Below are 17842 nucleotides of genomic sequence, written 5' to 3' on the forward strand. Positions count from 1 at the left end.
AAAGCGGTAAATGAACGAGCGCTTTACCATGTTTGCGGGCCTCACATGCCGGGAGCCTGCTCGTCTGCGCCCTCCACCAGCGCGCCAGCATTTGGAAGTTGCGCACTCTTCAGCTCGAAGTGCTCGCGGTCGGCCACCGGAACGGTCTCACGGGTCCGCAACCGCAGTAGAACGAAGCAGGCATAGGCGACCGCTACGATCGCTGCCGCGTAGATGAACGTCTTGGGACCAAGTGTCGGCGTCAGCAATGTGACGCTGAGAGGCACGACTGTCGCCGCAACCGACCAGGCGACGAGAAGCGTGGAGGCCAGAGGCACGAATTCGGCCGGATCAGCCCGGTCGTTGGCATGGGCGTTGGCGATCGAATAGACGCTCTCGACCGCACCGGCCCAGATCGCGAACACCAGGATCAGCAGGAACAGATTGGAGAAGGAAACCCCGAGCGCCAAGACCGCTACGCCGGCAATCAGCAGACAGGTGATGATCAGCACGATGCGGCGGTCGATGCGGTCGGAGAGAAGCCCAAGCGGGTACTGGACGAAGAACAGGCCGAACTGCATGCCGAACATCAGCACCGCGATGTCCTTCTGCCCGACGTTACTGGCGGCGGCATAGATCGGCGTGAAACCCTGGACGACCATGGAAAGGCCGCCGGCGGCAAGAACCCCGACAAGGGCGACCGGCGAATTCCGCCATGCCATGGCGATGTCGACGCTGACTTTTGCCGGCGCCGGCGGCGTGGCAAGCTGCGTCAGGCCGATGGGCAGCAGCGCAATCGTCGTGAAGAAGATTGTCGCAATCGGCGCCATGTTGCCTTCGGCGGGAATCAGCCCGAAAAGCCAGGCGCCGAGGCCGAGGCAGATTACATAGGTCATATAGAAGAATGACATCGCCTTGCCGCGCCAGCTGTTCTCGCTGGCATGGTTGAGCCAGCTTTGGGCGATGATGAAATTGATGTTGCCGGCCACCCCGTAGACGCCACGCGCAAAGACCCAGAGCACAGGGTGGACGCCAAGACTGATGAGGACGGCTGCGAGTATCACCAGGGCAAGCGAACAGGAAAAGGCGCGCGCATGACCAACGCGACGGATGAGCGGGCCAGCCACGACGCAGCCGACAAGACCACCGAAGGCGATCGCGGTAACCGCCGCTCCCGGCGCCCAGTCCGGGCCACCTCCCCGCGAAAGCACGAACGGGACGTAGGCGAGCATCAGGCCATTGCCGATTGCGACGCCGGCCATCGAGACGACGATAGCCATGATGGACCGCAGCGACGAAGCGGGCGCCTTTTGAACCTGCATTTCTATCCGCTCCCACGTCGGCATTCGTCGCAACCATAGCGACAGATCCGCGCACTTATTGTCGCGGCAGCGGCATGGCAAGGCTTTATTTTGATGGCCGATCAAACGTGGTATCGGCACGCTTGACTCCATCATTATTCCGAATAAATCTACTATAATGGAACATAGTTTGGACCAGATCGATACCGCCATCGCCGCGCGATTGAAGGCATTGCGCACCTTGCGCGCACTGACACTCGACGATCTGGCTGGCCGTTCAGGTGTCAGCCGCGCGATGATCTCGCGCATCGAGCGGGGTGAGGCCAGCCCGACGGCGCAGTTGCTCTCGCGGCTCTGCACGGCACTCGACGTGACGCTTTCTTCTTTCTTCGCTCCTGGGGGCAAGGGGGCGGATCCGGTTTCCCGCCGCGCGGAGCAGCCGGTCTGGAAGGACCCGGAAACGGGTTACCAACGCCGGGCCGTCTCGCCGGCCGGCACGCCCTCCCGTGTGGAAGTGATCGATGTGGAGTTTCCAGCAGGAGCGCGCATTGCCTATCCACCGGAGACTGCCAAGGAAGGCATGACCCAGCACCTCTGGCTGTTTTCCGGACGGTTGGACATGACGATCGGGGATACTACCCATCACCTCGAGCCGGGAGACTGCCTCTACATGAGCATCACCGAAGGCCACATTTTTCACAATCCGGGCATGGAAATGGCGCACTACGCCGTCGTGCTCGATCGCGGCCGCAATTGAAGAAACGAGGGAACCAAATGAACGTCGTGCGAATGCTGGGAACGGCGGAAGCCGAGGCACGGATTGGAGAACTGGCCGATGTACTCGTCGACTGCGTCATGGGCGGCGCATCCGTCGGCTTCATGGCGCCCTATGAATTGGAAGAAGCCCTCGCCTTCTGGGTGAACGTAATCGAAGCAGTCTCGGACGGGTCGACGCTCCTCTTCGCCGCAGAGATCGACAACCGCATTGTCGGAACGGTGCAGATCGGCATGCGCCAGATGCCGAACCAGGGCCATCGGGCCGATGTCAAGAAACTGCTCGTCAGGGAAAGCGCGCGAGGCCAGGGACTCGCCCGCCAATTGATGGACATGGCAGAGAGCGAGGCCGCGGTGCGCGGCAAGACCGTTCTCGTGCTCGATACCGCCACCGGAAGCCCGGCCGAAGCCGTCTATGGCAGGCTTGGCTGGGAACGCGTCGGCGTCATCCCCGACTATGCGCTCTATCCCGACGGCAGCTTCTGCGGAACAACGCTGTTCTACAAGCGGGTCGGCCCCGCCAACGTGGCCGCCTGATCGCCTTTCGCGTGCCGCAATCCCGATTGCAATCGCGCCGCTTCGGGTTCACCATTCGCCATCATCTCTACGGGAGTGCGCGCGATGGTTTTCGGACCCTCCAGGCCGCCGATCACGGAAGATGTGGCGGAAGTTATCGCCAAAGACGTTGCGGAGGGCGAAGGCCATACCCCGACCTCTGAAACGCCGATCGCCTTCGTCAAGCACCCGGCCGCGACAGTGGACATGAACAATCGCGTTCGCTGGACGCTCTTGGGCGTCCTCGCCGCGATGCTGGTTCTGATCGCGATGCTGATGATGCGCTGAGGCAATCAGGCGGAAAAAACCGCCCCGGCCGATACGGCGGGGGCGGAGGTCGTTATTCGCTGTCGGCGCGTGCGAGCGTTTCCAGTGTCGGCATCGAGGTGATGTTGAAACCGGAATCGACGTAGTGAATCTCGCCGGTGACGCCGCTGGAAAGATCCGAAAGCAGATAGAGCGCAGAATTGCCGACGTCGTCGATAGTGACGGTGCGACGCAGAGGCGAGTTCTTCTGCTGCCAGGAGAGCATGGCGCGCGCATCGGAGATGCCGGCGCCCGCAAGCGTGCGGATCGGGCCGGCAGAAATAGCGTTCACGCGGATACCGCGCGGGCCGTAGTCGCCAGCGAGATAGCGCACGGAAGCCTCCAATGCAGCCTTGGCGACACCCATGACATTGTAGTTCGGCATCACGCGCACCGAGCCGCCATAGGTCAGCGTCAGCATGGTGCCGCCTTCGTCCATCAGGTCGGCCGCGCGACGCGCGATCTCGGTGAAGGAGAAGCAGGAGATCACCATGGTGCGGGTGAAATTGTCCCGCGACGTATCGGCATAAAGGCCCTTCAGCTCGTTCTTGTCGGAAAAGCCGATCGCATGAACGACGAAATCGAGCTTGCCCCAGCGCTCCTTGATTGCTGCGATGACGGCGTCGACCGAAGCGATGTCCTCGACGTCGCAGGGCAGCAGGAATTCGGAGCCGAGTTCGGCCGCCAACGGCTTGACGCGCTTGCCCAGCGCCTCTCCCTGATAGGTGAAGGCGAGCTCCGCGCCCTGGCCGGCGAGCGCCTTGGCGATGCCCCAGGCGATGGAATGATTGTTCGCGACCCCCATGATGAGACCGCGCTTTCCTTTCATGATCCCCGTCATTGGTCTTTATCCGTTGTAGCGCTGGAAAACGAGCGTCGCGTTGGTGCCGCCGAAGCCGAAGGAGTTGGAGAGTGCGATGTCGATCTTGGCGTTGTCGATCCGCTTGCGAACGATCGGCACGCCATCGAATTCCGGGTCGAGTTCGGCAATATGCGCACTCTCGCCGATAAAGCCCGCCTGCATCATCAGGAGGCTGTAGATCGATTCCTGCACGCCAGCTGCACCCAGCGAGTGGCCGGTGAGCGACTTGGTCGACTGGATGTGCGGGAGCTTGTTGGCAAACACCTCGCGAATCGCGCCGATTTCCTTCGAATCGCCGACCGGCGTCGAAGTACCGTGCGTATTGATGTAGTCGACATCGCCCTTTACGGTCGAAAGCGCCTGGCGCATGCAGCGCACTGCGCCCTCACCTGAGGGAGCGACCATGTCGTAACCGTCCGACGTCGCCCCGTAGCCGACGATCTCGGCATAAATCTTCGCGCCGCGCGCCTTCGCATGCTCCAGTTCCTCGAGCACCAGCACGCCTGCGCCGCCGGCAATAACGAAGCCGTCGCGGTTGACGTCATAGGCCCGGGAAGCGGTGGCCGGCGTCTCGTTGTACTTCGAGGACATCGCGCCCATGGCGTCGAAGAGGTTCGACATCGACCAGTCGAGATCCTCGTGGCCGCCGGCGAACATCACGTCCTGCTTGCCCCACTGGATCATTTCCGCAGCGTTACCGATGCAGTGCGCCGAGGTCGAGCAGGCCGACGAGATCGAGTAGTTGACGCCATGGATCTTGAACCAGGTCGCAAGCGTGGCCGACGCGGTGGACGACATCGCCTTCGGCACGGCAAAGGGGCCGATGCGTTTGGGGCTGCCATTCTTCAACGTGATATCGGAGGCTTCCACGATCGTACGGGTGGACGGCCCGCCGGACCCCATGATGATGCCGGCGCGCTCGTTTTCGGCGTAGACTGACTCTTCCAGGCCGGAATCGGCGATCGCCTGCTTCATGGCGACATGGTTCCACGCGCCGCCCTGGGACAGGAATCGCATGGCGCGGCGATCAACAAGATCAGTGGTGTCGATATTGGGCGCGCCCCAAACCTGGCACTTGAAACCGTGCTCGGCGAAATCATTGGAAAAGCTGATGCCAGACCTGGCCTCGCGCAGTGAGGCTGTCACCTCATCCGCATTGTTCCCGATGGAGGAGACGATCCCCAGACCCGTGACAACAACCCGTCTCATGATTCTGACCTTTTCTTGTTTTGTCGCTCGATACGCGCTTCGGCCTTACTCGGCCTTGTCCTTCGACAGACCCACGCGCAAGTCGGTCGCCTGATAGATCACTTCCCCGTCGGCCTTCAACCAACCATCGGCCGTGCCGAGCACCAGGCGCCCGCGCATGACGCGCTTGAAGTCGATTCCGTATTCCAGAAGCTTGGTGTTCGGCCGTACCATGCCCTTGAACTTCACCTCGCCGGTGGACAGCGCCATGCCGCGTCCCGGCTCGCCAAGCCAGCCGAGGAAAAAGCCGGTCAGCTGCCACATGCCGTCGAGGCCGAGGCAGCCGGGCATGATCGGATTGCCCTGGAAATGGCAGGGGAAATACCAGTCGTCGGGGCGCACGTCATACTCGGCGCGGATGTAGCCCTTGTCGAAGGCGCCGCCCGTTTCCGAGATATCGGTGATGCGATGAACCATCAACATCGGCGGCAGCGGCAGTTGGGCGTTGCCCGGGCCGAAAAGCTCACCGCGTCCGCAGGAGAGAATTTCTTCATAGGTGAAGCTGGACTGCCTGGTGGTCATGGACTTTTCTTCCCCGGTCCTAAAATTCTTATCATCCAGCATTAGAGCAGGATGGCATCAAAATGAAGCGCCGGCTTGATCCTGCGCCGCTGACGACTGCCGCATCCCGGTCGAAATGCGGCGTCATTTTCGCGTTCCGCATACATGATGACCGGGTCTACAGCTAGTCCAAAGTGCCAGTCGGATCGTCAAAGTACTGGTTTTCCGCATTCGGTCGCCTGTTTGCACATTTCAAAACTATTGAATCCGCCGGTTCCAAAAGTTATATCGAAACGTCAAGATTGTTCTGCAAGGTCCGGCAAGTGGATTCGTCACCCATGGCGCATGCAAGAGAAGTTACTATCGAAGCGCGGTTGCGCGACTGCGGCCTGCGGCCTACGCGGCAGCGCATTGCGCTGGCCGACCTTCTCTTCGCCAAAGGCGATCGCCACCTGACCGTCGAGGAACTGCACGAAGAGGCGGTCGTCGCGGGCGTCCCGGTATCGCTTGCGACTGTCTATAACACTCTGCACCAGTTCACCGAAGCAGGGCTGCTGCGCGTATTGGCGATGGAAGGGTCACGCACCTATTTCGACACCAATATCTCCGATCACCATCACTTCTTCGTCGAAGGCGAAAACGAGGTACTCGATATTCCGTTGAGCAGCATCGAGATCGGCAACCTGCCCGCCCCGCCCGAGGGAATGGAAATCGCCCACGTCGACGTCATCATCCGGTTGCGGCCCAAAAAGGGCCGCTGACAGCCAGCGGCCAATCTCAACATAGATTTACATCACGTCGTCGGGATGTCGCCCCGGTCGAGGCTTATAGACGGTAATGCGCCAACCGAATCGCAAGGCCCCGCCGCGCACAAAAAAAGCAGCGAGGAAGCCAGCGCCGGAAGCGACCGCGAGCGGCGCACCGACCATAATCGCAGTCGTGTACACCGCAGCTCCAATCAATGCCGCCGTCACATAAATCTCCGGACGCAGCAGGACGGAAGGCTCACCCGCCAGCACATCACGCAGGATGCCGCCGATGCTCGCGGTCATGACGCCGGTGGTGATTGCCACGGTGGGCGAACCTGTTGCGGCCAATCCCTTGGCGGCACCCATCACGCTATACGCCGCCATGCCGATCGCATCGAACCACAACAGCAGGCGATAGCGTGACTCGAACAAATGCGCGGTGAAGAAGACCACCAGCCCGACGCAGACACACACAATCAGATAGGCAGGCTTGACCACCCAGAAGACCGGCCCAGTATCCAGGATGACGTCGCGGAAGGTACCACCGCCGACACCGGTTGCCGCTGCCAGAAAGAGAAAGCCGATGACGTCGAGCTGCTTGCGGGATGCCGAAAGCGCACCGGTTGCGGCAAAGACGGCGACGCCGGCATAGTCGAGCAGTTCCAATATCGTCACGCTTTCCCCTCTTCCGCTCGCTTCATCTCGGCACTTGCCAAGCCTCGCGACAGATTGATCAGGCAATGATGCGGCTCAAGCCGCCCTGCGCCGCCAGATGGATGCGCGCAGCCATCTTGACCGATCCCGCCGCCTTGGAAAGGCCTTGCACGATGTTTTCCCGCTCAGCCCTTCGCATTGTCCTTATGTCGCTTGCCTTGGTTCAGGCAATACCTGGCAGGGCGGCGGCAATCATCGATGACGCAGTCGCCTACGAAAAGGAACAGGTGGCCGATCAGTGCAAGGCGACGGTCTATGGTGATGACTTCGCTTCGATCGTGGACTTCAATAACGATGGCCTCGATGACGTGATCACCAATCTCGGCGCAGTCAATTGCGATGGCGTTGACGGCAAGCTGTGCGGCAATGTTGGCTGCCCCCACAATTTCTATGTCGGGGTCGCCGAAGGCGGCTACGTCTTCATCGCCAACGCCGACCTCTACGGTTACGAATTGAAGAAGCGCTACGGCAATTTGGTATTCGAGATGAAGGCCAACGCCGCCTCCTGCGGCCGTGACGACGATGAGTATTGCATCATCACCAGCCGCGTCCGCGGCCTGCGCTTTGACACGATCTCCAAGAAATAGACACCGCCTGCTTTACGTAGGTGGCCGCCTCACTCCGGCAGCAGCGACTGCGTGCGGCCCGCCAGGTAATAGGCAAGTAGGCCGGTCCATTCCCGAAGCGCTGTCGTCGTCAGCTGCGCATTGGCCGACGGCTGGGTAAAGTCCAGCGCCAACTGCGCAACGCCGCTCGTACGGTAGTCTGTCGGCCATGGCAGAACGTCCAGCCCCACCTTTCGAAACAGCCCGATTGCCCGCGGCATATGGAAGGCCGACGTCACGAGCAGGCAATTGTCCAGCCCGTTCTCAGCAATCAGGGTCTTAGTGTTCTCGACATTTTCGAAGGTGGTTCGCGACGCTGTCTCCTGAATGAGGCGTTCCGCTGCGACCCCGAAAGTGGCGAAAAACTCGGCCGCGACCGCGGCATCGCCGGCATAGCGGCCGCTGAACGAGCCATCGCCGCCGGACACGAGAATGCGGGCGTTCGGATAGGCTTGCACCAGCCGCAACGCTTCAACGAAACGATCACCCGCCTGGTTCATCTCGATCCCGCCGCGTGACGCGATCACCTCCGCCTCGAAGCTGCCGCCTAGAACGATGATGCAGCCAGGTCCGCCGCTCGGCATAGTGGCTCTCGGAACGTGATTTTCTAGGGCCTGCAGCATGACGGTGCCGGTGCTTGTGTACAGCGTGACGAAGAGGATCGCCGCGGACGACAGCACGCACAGCGTCCGCAGGCGCCGGAAGCCGAACCAGCCGAAGACAAGGGCACCGAGAATCGCGAGGAATGCCAGCGACAGCGGCTGGGCGGTCAGCCAGAAGATCTTCGATGCGAGATAGCTCACGTACACTCCGTCTGTGGACAACACATTCGGCAAGGCACCGAATCGCTTGCGCGGAGGGAATCACGCATGGCGCACGATGAAAAGGTCACACCGCGCCAATCCGGCTACGGCCGCTGACCGGCTATGCTGCCGCGGGCAATGCCTGCCTGCCACGGCGGAGATAGACGATCCCGGCTGCAAGCAGAGCTCCGGCCGCGAGGACGCCGATGGCGACCAGCGGCCGGTAGGCGATCCAGGCGACCGCAATGACCAGGGGACCTATCAGCATCGTGAGGACCAGCGCCACCGCACCGGTACCGAAGCGGACGATCGAACCGATGAACGGCACCACATCGGCGATCACGCCGAGGATCGACAGCATCATCGCAAAGCCGACGAAGATGCCGACAAGTCCGCCGATACGGATCAGCCAGGTGATGAGCGTGTTTTCGCTCTGTGCGGCGTCAAACATCCGCGCGGCATCGACCGTACCGGCCTCGCTCAGGAACAGCGTACGTCCGTTGCTGGCGCGATAGCCGACGATCTCCTGGCCGCGCTGGGCACCGACAAAGCTCGCCTGATCGAGATCGACGCGTTCGAAGCGAACACGCAGGTCGGCGATCGCCGGCTTCTGCGGATCGTCGGAGAAGATTGCCCACCCGTTGCGCACCGCCGCGGATCCGTCGAGACCGATGGCCTCGCTCACTTGTGCAGCTTCATCCGCCGTCAGCTCGATCGCCTTGCTCTGACCGAGGGCGGCAACTCTGTCACCGTCAATCCGGAAGGCGCCAAGGCTGGCGCTGTCGACAGTGGACAAGGCCCCCTCGATCGGCATTTCCGGATTGTCGTGCCCGGCTTGGCGGAAATTGCTGGAATCGACGGCGTCGCTCCGCCACTCCTTTGCATAGGAGTAGGTGGTGACGGTTTCCTCGCTGCCGCCGAGCTGCTTTTTCGTCTCGGACTTTTCCTGCTGGACCCACTGGTACATTTCGACGGCTCGACGGACGGCGAAGGCACCTTCGGCCGCGACACCAAGCTCGTCGTCCACCGGAACGCCATCGGGGCGGATCGCTCCAGAGATATGGACGAGTTTGCCTTCATTCGCCGGATCGACCGAGGCGCTGTCGACGGAAGAGACGAGGCCGGCGCCTTCAACGAGCGCACGGTAGGTCGCCACCGAGCGACCTTCGTTCCAGGCAAGAAGCCAGATGCAGCCGCAGACCAGCGCAAGCCCGATCAGGATCATGACGAGAGCGTTCTTCACCCTGGCGAACCAGGACGTGGTGGTTGTTTCGGTAAAACTCATCGTCAAATCCCCAGCCAAACCCTGTAAGGGTACCCGGCTTCTTAAAACGCAGTCGAGCTAAGAAAGGGACTACGCGGTTTCCCGCCGGCTGTATGCCCGGGCGGACCGGACAAGCCGCGTCCACCAACGGCAGATAGCGTTGGCAGGACTACCGCCTGCCCCACAGAACCTTGAAACGGGCGTTGCGGCAGACTTCGCCGCTGTCCTTGAAGGCTTCCTTCAGGACAGGCTCGTAGGGCAAACCGCGGTTGGCTACCATCAGGAGGCGACCGCCGATTTTCAGCGACTTTGCCGCCATGCGGATCATACCCGCACCGAGGCCGTGGTCGGCAGCGTGTCCTTCGTGGAAGGGCGGGTTCATGACGATCAGGTCGTAATGGTCGCGCGGCGCTTCCACCGTCAGATCCTGCCAATAGTAGCGGGCCGGCACGTCGGGGCAGTTTTCGGCCATGTTCTCCTTGGCCGCCTCAAGCGCATTGTAGTCGGCCTCGAACAGGTCGACTCCCTTGAGGCCCGGCGCGTGTTCGCAAAGCAGAACCGAGAGATAGCCCCAACCGGCGCCAAAATCAGCGGCATGGCCGTGGAAATCAGCCGGAATGCGGCCCGCCAGAAGCTCGGAGCCTTCATCGATGCGATCATGTGAGAACATGCCGGGGGCGGCGGTGAAGCGACCTTCAACGCGGACCGGGCTTGCGGCGAGAGCCTTGATTGCCGCGGTGGCATCTGCAGGACGAGCAAACCAGAAGGCAACACCATGATACTTCGGCGCGTGGTCGCCGCCGAATTCGTAGCGGTCGATGCGCTTGCGCAGCGACTGGATACCGTCTTCCTTGCCGCCGGCAACGAGGATCAACCCGCCCTCGCGCACGCGCCGCAACGCTTCGGCGATACGGTCTTCGTTCTCGCCCTTGTGCTTGCCGCATAGGACGAGGGCGCCGTCATAGGCCTCGCCCTCGACCATCGGCGTCACTTTCGAGCGCGCCGCCTCCAACGCCCGGTAGAGCGGCCGGAGAGGCTGTACCGCATCGATCTCAGCCACAAACCCTTCCGGCGCGCGCTGACCGGCTTCGGCACCGAGGAAGAGGAAGCGCTGGCCTTCAGTCGGCATCTCGACCAGACCGGCGGCAAAGGGGTGGAACAGGGTTTTAAGCGCGTCGCGGCTCATGGGACAACTCTCAGGACGTGCGCGGGTTAAGCCCCGCGTCTGCAATGAAAAAGGGGCGCGGAACATGCCGCTCCGCGCCCCCGCATTCGATCGGAAAGATCTTACTCGGCAGCCTCGCCGCCGTCGCTCTTCTTCTCGGCGACGATTTCCTTGCCGGTCGCCTGATCGACGACCTTCATGGAAAGGCGAACCTTGCCGCGCTCATCGAAGCCCATGAGCTTGACGTAGACCTTGTCGCCTTCCTTGATGACATCGGTGGTCTTGGCCACGCGCTCGGAGGAGAGCTGCGAGATATGGACCAGGCCGTCACGCGGGCCGAAGAAGTTGACGAAGGCGCCGAAGTCGGCGGTCTTGACGACCGTGCCTTCGTAGATCTGGCCAACTTCCGGCTCAGCGACGATCGAGTGGATCCACTTGCGGGCCGCTTCGATCTCCTTGGCCGAGGACGAGGCGATCTTGATGGTTCCGTCGTCTTCGATGTTGACCTTGGCGCCGGTCTTTTCGACGATCTCGCGGATGACCTTGCCGCCCGAACCGATGACTTCGCGGATCTTGTCGACCGGGATGTTCATCACTTCGATGCGGGGAGCGAACTCGCCGAGTTCCGAACGGCCTTCGGTGATGGCGTTGGCCATCTCGCCGAGGATGTGCTTGCGGCCGCCCTGTGCCTGGCTGAGGGCGACCTTCATGATCTCTTCGGTGATGCCGGCGATCTTGATGTCCATCTGCAGCGAGGTGATACCGTCAGCAGTACCTGCGACCTTGAAGTCCATGTCTCCGAGGTGATCCTCGTCACCGAGGATGTCGGAGAGAACCGCGAAACGGTCGCCTTCCAAGATCAGGCCCATGGCGATACCGGCAACCGGCTTTGCCAGCGGAACGCCTGCATCCATCAGTGCGAGCGAGGTGCCGCAGACGGTTGCCATCGAGGACGAGCCGTTCGACTCGGTGATCTCGGAAACGACGCGCAGCGTGTAGGGGAACTGCTCGGCGGTCGGCAGCATCGGACGAATGGCGCGCCATGCGAGCTTGCCGTGACCGATTTCGCGGCGGCCCGGGGAGCCCATGCGACCGGTTTCACCGACCGAGTAGGGAGGGAAGTTGTAATGGAGCAGGAAGCGCTCCTTGTACATGCCCGTCAGGCTGTCGACGTATTGCTCGTCTTCGCCGGTGCCGAGGGTGGCAACAACGATCGCCTGCGTTTCACCGCGGGTGAACAGGGCCGAACCGTGGGTGCGCGGCAGGATGCCGACTTCCGAGACGATCGGGCGAACGGTCGACAGGTCGCGGCCGTCGATGCGGCTCTTGGTGTCGAGGATGTTCCAGCGAACGATCTTGGCCTGCAGGTGCTTGAATACGGCTCCGATAACTTCGGCGGTGTACTTCGGCTCAACACCTTCCGGGAAGAAGTGAGCCTTGACCTTTGCCTTGACGGCGTCGACGGCAGCGTAGCGATCAGCCTTCTGGGTGATCTTGTAGCCTTCGCGCAGTTCGGCTTCGAAGAGCTTGAGCATTTCGGCTTCGAGCTCGGAATGATCTTCCGGCTGGAAATCGCGGGGCTCTTTGGCAGCGACCTCGGCGAGCTTGATGATCGCGTCGATGACCGGCTGGAAACCGCGGTGGCCGAACATGACGGCGCCGAGCATTACCTCTTCGTTGAGTTCCTTGGCTTCGGATTCAACCATCAGAACGGCGTCCTGCGTGCCGGCGACGACGAGGTCGAGAACCGACTCGTCCATCTCGTCGAGATGCGGGTTCAGAACGTATTCGCCGTTGATGTAGCCAACGCGTGCGCCACCGACCGGGCCCATGAAGGGAACGCCGGAGATCGTGAGAGCAGCCGAAGCAGCGACCATCGAGAGAACGTCGGGGTTGTTCTCGAGATCATGCTGGACAACGGTGACGACGACCTGCGTGTCGTTCTTGTAGCCTTCCGGGAAGAGCGGGCGGATCGGGCGGTCGATCAGGCGCGAAACCAGGGTTTCGTTTTCGCTCGGACGGCCTTCGCGCTTGAAGTAGCCACCCGGGATCTTGCCGGCCGCGTAGGTCTTTTCCTGGTAGTTGACGGTCAGCGGGAAGAAGTCCTGGCCCGGCTTCGGCGCCTTGGCCGAAACGACGGTGGCGAGAACGACGGTCTCGCCGTAGGTGGCGAGAACGGCACCGTCAGCCTGACGGGCGATCTTGCCGGTTTCCAGCTTGAGCGGACGACCCGCCCATTCGATTTCAACCGTATGAGTATCGAACATGTCTTGTCCTTACTTGTTGCGGAGATACGCACCGCCGCCTAGTCGGCGCAGGTGGCTCTATCCGCATTCGTGACGCATCATGGGCAAGACAACAGGAGGCTTCGCGTCGTGGCGACTTCGCATTGTCCGGATCTGGCGCTTCTCGCCGCCGGACACAGGCGAGCGCCTGAAGCATCCTGCAATCCTGCCCCATGACAGGCCATCGGTTGTTCCGCAGGTCCGGCCCATCCGGCCTGCTGGACGATTTTGTTCCGATCAGCGGAACATGCGGAGAAGCTCCGCGAAAACAACTGGCGGGCGCTCCGCGAGGAACGCCCGCCAGAAAACCTTAGCGGCGGATGCCCAGAGCAGCAATCAGCTTGCTGTAGCGGGCTTCATCCTTCTTCTTGAGATAGTCAAGAAGCGAGCGGCGGCTCGAAACCATCGTCAACAGGCCACGGCGGGAATGGTTATCCTTCTTGTGGCCTTTGAAGTGTTCCGTCAGGTTGTTGATGCGCTCGGTCAGGATCGCCACCTGGACTTCCGGAGAACCGGTATCGCCTTCGACGGTTGCGTATTCCTTGATCAGCGCAGCCTTGCGCTCAGCAGTGATCGACATCGGAGATCCTTTCTTGAAATGGAGGACTTGGGTCGCCAATCGCCGGGATGTCGTCCAGCGACGGCCATGAAGGCAGGCGGAATTGGCCCGCATGCTGGCGGTGCCTATAAACCATTCAACGGGGAAATGGAAGGGGCGTCGGTTCGGCTGCCAATGGTCTGACGTCCGCAACGCCTCCCGTCTCAACCTACCCTCTCACCGGGCATGTTGGCCGGCTCATCATCGAGCTTCGACAGCGGGATGGAAAACCGCCATTCAATTCCGTCCGCATGCATTCGGCGCTCTAGTTCCGCATCCATCGCAATGCCGATCATGCGTTCCAGGACGACGCTTCCGAAACCCTTCGGCGGGGCCTCTGTCCGTTCCGGATCGAGATTCACACCGCTCTCGCGCCAGACAAGGTTCAACCGCTCGCCCTCGACTGCCCAAGAAAATTCGACGATGCCGCGAGCATTGGAAAACGCTCCATGCTTGGCGGCATTGGTCGCAAGCTCGTGAAGCGCCATGCCGAGTGTTTGCGACGCCTGGCTGCCGAGCCGCACGAGGGGACCGGACATTCGAACTCGCGCAGGGTCATCAGGCACAAAGGGTTTCAGCTGGTTTCGCGCCAGTTCTTCGAGGGCGACGCCAAGTGCGGTATTTGCGATCATCAGGTCTGTCGAACGGGCAAGCCCCGCGAGTCGCTTTCGAAAGGCATCGGCGAAGGCAGTCGGGGATGCCGCCGTGGTCACGGACTGGTTCAGCATCGCCTGGATGACCGTCAGCTGGTTCTTCGAGCGGTGTGCCACTTCGCGCATGAGAAAGCGTATCTCGCTCTCCGCCCGTTTGCGCGCATCGGCCGCCCCCGATAACGCCTTCGACACCGTGTCCAGCTCCGAAATGATGTGGCGGCGGGGCGGCACGCGCTCGCCGAGCCCGAGCCGCATGGCGTCGCGTGCAAGCATCCTGACGTCCCGCGATAGGATCCGTGCGATGAACACCGCCGCGGCCGTCGCCAGTGTTGCGATGATCGCCCCACCGGCAATGAGCCACACGAGCGACGAGGTTGCCGGAGCCTGAACGACGGCGGCCTCGGCCCAAGTGACGATTTTCCATCCGGTCAGGGCTGAGAAGTCCGTCACGACCTGATAGTCGACATCCTGGTGACGGGCGCTGCCAAGGCCGATACGGAAGGCGGGCACCACCTGAAGGAAGAAAGGCTTGCCGGTGACGGCCGCAGCATCCGTCGAGACGATGACAGTCCCGGTATCGTCGAGCACCGCCGCATTCCAACCCGGAGACAAAAGGTCCGGCGTCACGACTTTGGACAGATAGTCCGCATCCTGGGTCAAGGTGAGTAAGACCGTTTCACCAGAGTTGAGCCGGACCGGCTGATGAACATTGAACACCCACTTCTGGGCGACTTGGTCGAAAAACAGGTTTGATACCGCCGGCCTATCGCCTTCCAACGCCTTCTGCGCGGTCGCTTCGTCCGATGTACGGCCAAGTTCCGTGCCAGAGGGCACGCGCGTGTTCAGACGCTGCTGATAGTCCTTGCCGATCACGAGTAGATGGGCATCCGTGCCTGCCAATGCTTTGACTGCCTGTGCCTGAAGGCCCTTGAAGTCGCCATTCTGCAGGTAGGATGACGTCGAAAAGAACGTCAACGTCGACAACATTGCCGACACCTCACGGTCAATCACCCTGTTGACCGCTCCGGTCGAGGTCTTGAGAAGCGATTCGACCGCCCGTTCCTGAGCCTCATTAGCTCTATTGAGCACAAGGGTGGCGAACACGAAGGACGGAACCACCACGACGAGGATCAGGCAGACAAGATAGAAAGCGACAGGACGGCGCATCCTTTCGCGCCAGCCACCTCCCGCGCGGGATGGACTGGATACAGCTCGTTCGTCTCGTGGGCTTTTGATCGTCAACCGGTGGCCCGTTCCGTGTTGGCGCTCGACGCGCATTGCTCGCTCAGCAAACGCTATTCAGCATTGCCGCCAGATGGAAATCAAGCGGCGACATTTGACCACTTCAGTAAAGCCGGACAGACAGATGATCCAAAAGCAATGTTTGCAATTGGGCTTCGGACGGGTATTCCAGCCGCGTTGCCAGTCGTTTTCCAGGAAGGAAATTCACGTGAAGCTCTACTACTCACCCGGCGCCTGCTCGATGGCTTCCCACGTCGTTCTCAATGAGATCGGCAAGCCGTTCGAGATCGAAAAGGTCAGCACCAAGACGAAGGTCATGGAAAGCGGCCGGGACTATTGGGCGATCAATCCCAAGGGCGCCGTGCCTGCGCTCGAAATTGAAAACGGGGAAATCCTGACCGAAGGTCCGGCGATCCTTCAGTACATCGCCGACGCCAATGGAGCGACGGAGCTTGCACCTCCCGCCGGCACGCTTGCGCGTGCGCGGGTGCAGGAAATGCTGAGCTTCGTCGGTTCGGAACTGCACAAGGCGTTCAGCCCCCTTTTCCATCCCGGCAAGACGGACGCAGAAAAGGACGCTGCGCGCGAAATGGTCGGCAAGAAATTCGACTGGCTGGAATCCTGTCTGTCGGACGGTAGGGCCTATCTGACAGGTTCCGCCTTCACAGTTGCGGACGCTTATGCGTTCGTCGTCGCCAACTGGTCGAGCGTCACGGGCATTTCTCTTGCGGGGTGGCCCAAGCTGACGGCCTACGTGGAACGGATTGCTGCTAGGCCCTCCGTGCAGGCAACGTTGAAGGCCGAAGGTCTGGCCTGACCGGCCAAAGCATGCGCGCGGCCAGGCCGCGCGCATTGCATCAATTGAATACCCGTTTCGGACGGAATTCGCCCCCGCCGATCTCGCCGATCGCCACCAGCTTACCGCGTGCCGTGGCATAGGCCTCATCGGCGGAAACCGGCGCATCACGGCCACGCAGGATGATGGGATTGCCCATGCGCAGCCTATGGGCCTGATCGTCATTGATGACGATCTGCGGAAGGGTCGAAAGCGCTTCACCGGTATCGATTAGGAACGCGTCCAGGGCGGCGAGGCGTTCGGCCTCATCCTCGATCTTCTCAAGTGCGGTCAGATCGGCCAGCGGCACCATATCCTCCTCGCCGAAAGGCGCGACATAGGTGCGGCGTAACTCGGAAATGTGCCCGTAACAGCCGAGATCGCGACCGAAATCGCGGGCGAGCGCGCGCACATAGGTGCCTTTGCCGCATTCAACCTCGAACCGGGCGCTGTTTGCATCAGGACAGCCGAGAAGAGTAAGGCGGTGGATTTCGACCTCGCGGGCGGGTATTTCCACCGTTTCGCCGTCACGGGCGATGTCGTAGGCGCGCTCACCGCCGATCTTGATCGCCGAGAACTGGGGCGGCACCTGCTGGATCACACCGGTATAGCCCGACAGCAATGCGTTGATTGCGTCGGCAGTCGGGCGCGTGTCGGAAGACAGCGTCACCTCTCCTTCCAGATCGTCGGTTGAGCGTTCCTCGCCCCAGGTGACGGTGAATTCGTAGATCTTCCGCCCATCCATGACATAGGGAACGGTCTTGGTCGCATCACCGAGCGCGATCGGCAGCATGCCGGAGGCAAGCGGGTCGAGCGTTCCGGCATGCCCGGCCTTCTGCGCCTTGAACAGCCACTTGATTTTCGAGACTGCTTCGGTCGAGCCGAAGTCGAACGGCTTGTCGAGGATCAGCCAGCCCGAGATCGGGCGGCCCTTGGGTTTGCGTGGTTTGGACATCGGCTCTTCTGTTATTGTTCGTCGGTGTCGTCGAGGTCGCGCGCCACTTCCGGGGAGCGCAGCAATTCGTCGATCTTCTTGTAGTTGTCGAAGCTGGTGTCGTCGCGGAAACGCACGTCCGGCATGTACTTCATCTGGCGCAACTGCGGACCGAGGCGGCCGCGGATGAACTTCGCGTTGCGATTCAGTGCCTCGATGACGGCCGCGTGGTCCTGCACGCCAAGCGGCGTAACATAGGCGGTGGCATGCTTAAGATCGGGCGACATACGCACTTCGGAGATCGAAATGACTGTCTTTTCGATCAGCGGATCGCGCACTTCACCGCGCTGCAGGACCTGGGTAATCGCGGCGCGGACCTGTTCGCCGACACGCAGCATGCGCTGCGAGGGAGCAGAGGAGGTTGCTCTAGTCATTGTCGATACCTTTAAAAAAATGCGAGCGCCGAAAC

19 protein-coding genes are annotated in these 17842 nt (G+C 61.5%); 6 read left to right on the forward strand and 13 right to left on the reverse strand.

Going from position 1 to position 17842, the window contains the following annotated elements; translation table 11 throughout:
* Positions 1-41: 41 nt before the first annotated feature.
* Positions 42-1301, reverse strand: a complete 1260-nt coding sequence (locus IB238_RS16570) for an MFS transporter (RefSeq protein WP_192249165.1) — start codon at positions 1299-1301, stop codon at positions 42-44.
* A gap of 157 nt (positions 1302-1458) precedes the next feature.
* On the opposite strand from IB238_RS16570, the gene IB238_RS16575 reads away from it, so the two are divergent.
* The 3 genes from IB238_RS16575 (at position 1459) to IB238_RS16585 (ending at position 2897) form a co-directional block, all read left to right on the forward strand.
* Positions 1459-2037, forward strand: coding sequence for a helix-turn-helix domain-containing protein (locus IB238_RS16575; protein WP_192249167.1), 579 nt, complete (start codon positions 1459-1461; stop codon positions 2035-2037).
* A 17-nt stretch (positions 2038-2054) separates the two neighbouring features.
* Complete coding sequence (locus tag IB238_RS16580) at positions 2055-2591, forward strand: GNAT family N-acetyltransferase (RefSeq protein ID WP_192249169.1); 537 nt, start codon at positions 2055-2057, stop codon at positions 2589-2591.
* Positions 2592-2675: 84 nt separating this feature from the next.
* Positions 2676-2897: a hypothetical protein gene (locus IB238_RS16585; protein ID WP_192249172.1), complete on the forward strand. Its 222-nt coding sequence runs from the start codon at positions 2676-2678 to the stop codon at positions 2895-2897.
* Positions 2898-2949: 52 nt separating this feature from the next.
* On the opposite strand, the gene fabI is transcribed toward IB238_RS16585, so the two are convergent.
* The 3 genes from fabI to fabA are packed head-to-tail and all read right to left on the reverse strand — an operon-like array spanning position 2950 to position 5547.
* Positions 2950-3756 (reverse strand): enoyl-ACP reductase FabI, encoded by an 807-nt coding sequence (gene fabI / locus IB238_RS16590; protein WP_192249175.1) that lies wholly within the window; start codon positions 3754-3756, stop codon positions 2950-2952.
* 6 nt (positions 3757-3762) lie between these two features.
* The gene (gene fabB / locus IB238_RS16595) at positions 3763-4986 is read right to left on the reverse strand and encodes a beta-ketoacyl-ACP synthase I (RefSeq protein ID WP_192249179.1); all 1224 of its coding nucleotides are present in this window, start codon (positions 4984-4986) and stop codon (positions 3763-3765) included.
* A 45-nt stretch (positions 4987-5031) separates the two neighbouring features.
* Positions 5032-5547, reverse strand: a complete 516-nt coding sequence (gene fabA, locus IB238_RS16600; protein WP_192249182.1) for a 3-hydroxyacyl-[acyl-carrier-protein] dehydratase FabA — start codon at positions 5545-5547, stop codon at positions 5032-5034.
* Positions 5548-5864: 317 nt separating this feature from the next.
* Between fabA and irrA the strand changes: the two genes are divergently transcribed.
* Positions 5865-6287: an iron response transcriptional regulator IrrA gene (gene irrA, locus IB238_RS16605; RefSeq protein WP_192249185.1), complete on the forward strand. Its 423-nt coding sequence runs from the start codon at positions 5865-5867 to the stop codon at positions 6285-6287.
* A 27-nt stretch (positions 6288-6314) separates the two neighbouring features.
* Here the strand turns inward: irrA and IB238_RS16610 are convergent, their stop codons facing one another.
* Positions 6315-6950, reverse strand: a complete 636-nt coding sequence (locus IB238_RS16610) for a trimeric intracellular cation channel family protein (RefSeq protein ID WP_192249188.1) — start codon at positions 6948-6950, stop codon at positions 6315-6317.
* 152 nt (positions 6951-7102) lie between these two features.
* On the opposite strand from IB238_RS16610, the gene IB238_RS16615 reads away from it, so the two are divergent.
* Positions 7103-7576, forward strand: coding sequence for a hypothetical protein (locus IB238_RS16615; RefSeq protein WP_192249191.1), 474 nt, complete (start codon positions 7103-7105; stop codon positions 7574-7576).
* Between the two features lie 29 nt (positions 7577-7605).
* Here IB238_RS16615 and IB238_RS16620 read toward each other — a convergent pair whose 3' ends face one another.
* From IB238_RS16620 to IB238_RS16645, 6 genes are all read right to left on the reverse strand, one after another.
* On the reverse strand, positions 7606-8397 hold the full coding sequence (locus tag IB238_RS16620) for a YdcF family protein (RefSeq protein WP_192249194.1): 792 nt from the start codon (positions 8395-8397) through the stop codon (positions 7606-7608).
* 121 nt (positions 8398-8518) lie between these two features.
* The gene (locus IB238_RS16625) at positions 8519-9682 is read right to left on the reverse strand and encodes a TMEM43 family protein (RefSeq protein WP_192249197.1); all 1164 of its coding nucleotides are present in this window, start codon (positions 9680-9682) and stop codon (positions 8519-8521) included.
* Positions 9683-9830: 148 nt separating this feature from the next.
* On the reverse strand, positions 9831-10847 hold the full coding sequence (locus IB238_RS16630; RefSeq protein ID WP_192249200.1) for a class I SAM-dependent methyltransferase: 1017 nt from the start codon (positions 10845-10847) through the stop codon (positions 9831-9833).
* A gap of 101 nt (positions 10848-10948) precedes the next feature.
* Entirely contained in the window at positions 10949-13093 is a 2145-nt protein-coding gene (pnp, locus tag IB238_RS16635; protein WP_192249203.1) for a polyribonucleotide nucleotidyltransferase, read from the reverse strand.
* A gap of 328 nt (positions 13094-13421) precedes the next feature.
* Positions 13422-13691, reverse strand: a complete 270-nt coding sequence (gene rpsO, locus IB238_RS16640) for a 30S ribosomal protein S15 (protein WP_112600475.1) — start codon at positions 13689-13691, stop codon at positions 13422-13424.
* Between the two features lie 182 nt (positions 13692-13873).
* Positions 13874-15529 (reverse strand): sensor histidine kinase, encoded by a 1656-nt coding sequence (locus tag IB238_RS16645; RefSeq protein ID WP_246723687.1) that lies wholly within the window; start codon positions 15527-15529, stop codon positions 13874-13876.
* Positions 15530-15812: 283 nt separating this feature from the next.
* Between IB238_RS16645 and gstA the strand changes: the two genes are divergently transcribed.
* Positions 15813-16421, forward strand: coding sequence for a glutathione transferase GstA (gene gstA, locus IB238_RS16650; protein WP_192249209.1), 609 nt, complete (start codon positions 15813-15815; stop codon positions 16419-16421).
* 40 nt (positions 16422-16461) lie between these two features.
* Here the strand turns inward: gstA and truB are convergent, their stop codons facing one another.
* Together truB and rbfA are read right to left on the reverse strand one after the other, a co-directional pair.
* Positions 16462-17394 carry a tRNA pseudouridine(55) synthase TruB gene (truB, locus tag IB238_RS16655; protein ID WP_192249212.1) on the reverse strand — a complete coding sequence of 311 codons (933 nt, stop codon included), beginning with the start codon at positions 17392-17394 and terminating at the stop codon, positions 16462-16464.
* Between the two features lie 11 nt (positions 17395-17405).
* The gene (rbfA, locus tag IB238_RS16660; RefSeq protein ID WP_192249215.1) at positions 17406-17807 is read right to left on the reverse strand and encodes a 30S ribosome-binding factor RbfA; all 402 of its coding nucleotides are present in this window, start codon (positions 17805-17807) and stop codon (positions 17406-17408) included.
* Positions 17808-17842: the final 35 nt, after the last annotated feature.

The organism is Rhizobium sp. ARZ01 (genome assembly GCF_014851675.1).
Classification (GTDB): Bacteria; Pseudomonadota; Alphaproteobacteria; order Rhizobiales; family Rhizobiaceae; genus Mycoplana.

What these genes read in the sequence shown, in the direction of transcription:
- rpsO (WP_112600475.1), bottom strand. Translation starts at nt 13,691, where the DNA reads ATGTCGATCACTGCTGAGCGCAAGGCTGCGCTGATCAAGGAATACGCA.
- fabI (WP_192249175.1), bottom strand. Translation starts at nt 3,756, where the DNA reads ATGACGGGGATCATGAAAGGAAAGCGCGGTCTCATCATGGGGGTCGCG.
- rbfA (WP_192249215.1), bottom strand. Translation starts at nt 17,807, where the DNA reads ATGACTAGAGCAACCTCCTCTGCTCCCTCGCAGCGCATGCTGCGTGTC.
- IB238_RS16585 (WP_192249172.1), top strand. Translation starts at nt 2,676, where the DNA reads ATGGTTTTCGGACCCTCCAGGCCGCCGATCACGGAAGATGTGGCGGAA.
- truB (WP_192249212.1), bottom strand. Translation starts at nt 17,394, where the DNA reads ATGTCCAAACCACGCAAACCCAAGGGCCGCCCGATCTCGGGCTGGCTG.
- IB238_RS16630 (WP_192249200.1), bottom strand. Translation starts at nt 10,847, where the DNA reads ATGAGCCGCGACGCGCTTAAAACCCTGTTCCACCCCTTTGCCGCCGGT.
- irrA (WP_192249185.1), top strand. Translation starts at nt 5,865, where the DNA reads ATGGCGCATGCAAGAGAAGTTACTATCGAAGCGCGGTTGCGCGACTGC.
- fabA (WP_192249182.1), bottom strand. Translation starts at nt 5,547, where the DNA reads ATGACCACCAGGCAGTCCAGCTTCACCTATGAAGAAATTCTCTCCTGC.
- fabB (WP_192249179.1), bottom strand. Translation starts at nt 4,986, where the DNA reads ATGAGACGGGTTGTTGTCACGGGTCTGGGGATCGTCTCCTCCATCGGG.
- IB238_RS16580 (WP_192249169.1), top strand. Translation starts at nt 2,055, where the DNA reads ATGAACGTCGTGCGAATGCTGGGAACGGCGGAAGCCGAGGCACGGATT.
- IB238_RS16645 (WP_246723687.1), bottom strand. Translation starts at nt 15,529, where the DNA reads ATGCGCCGTCCTGTCGCTTTCTATCTTGTCTGCCTGATCCTCGTCGTG.
- IB238_RS16570 (WP_192249165.1), bottom strand. Translation starts at nt 1,301, where the DNA reads ATGCAGGTTCAAAAGGCGCCCGCTTCGTCGCTGCGGTCCATCATGGCT.
- pnp (WP_192249203.1), bottom strand. Translation starts at nt 13,093, where the DNA reads ATGTTCGATACTCATACGGTTGAAATCGAATGGGCGGGTCGTCCGCTC.
- IB238_RS16615 (WP_192249191.1), top strand. Translation starts at nt 7,103, where the DNA reads ATGTTTTCCCGCTCAGCCCTTCGCATTGTCCTTATGTCGCTTGCCTTG.
- IB238_RS16575 (WP_192249167.1), top strand. Translation starts at nt 1,459, where the DNA reads ATGGAACATAGTTTGGACCAGATCGATACCGCCATCGCCGCGCGATTG.
- IB238_RS16625 (WP_192249197.1), bottom strand. Translation starts at nt 9,682, where the DNA reads ATGAGTTTTACCGAAACAACCACCACGTCCTGGTTCGCCAGGGTGAAG.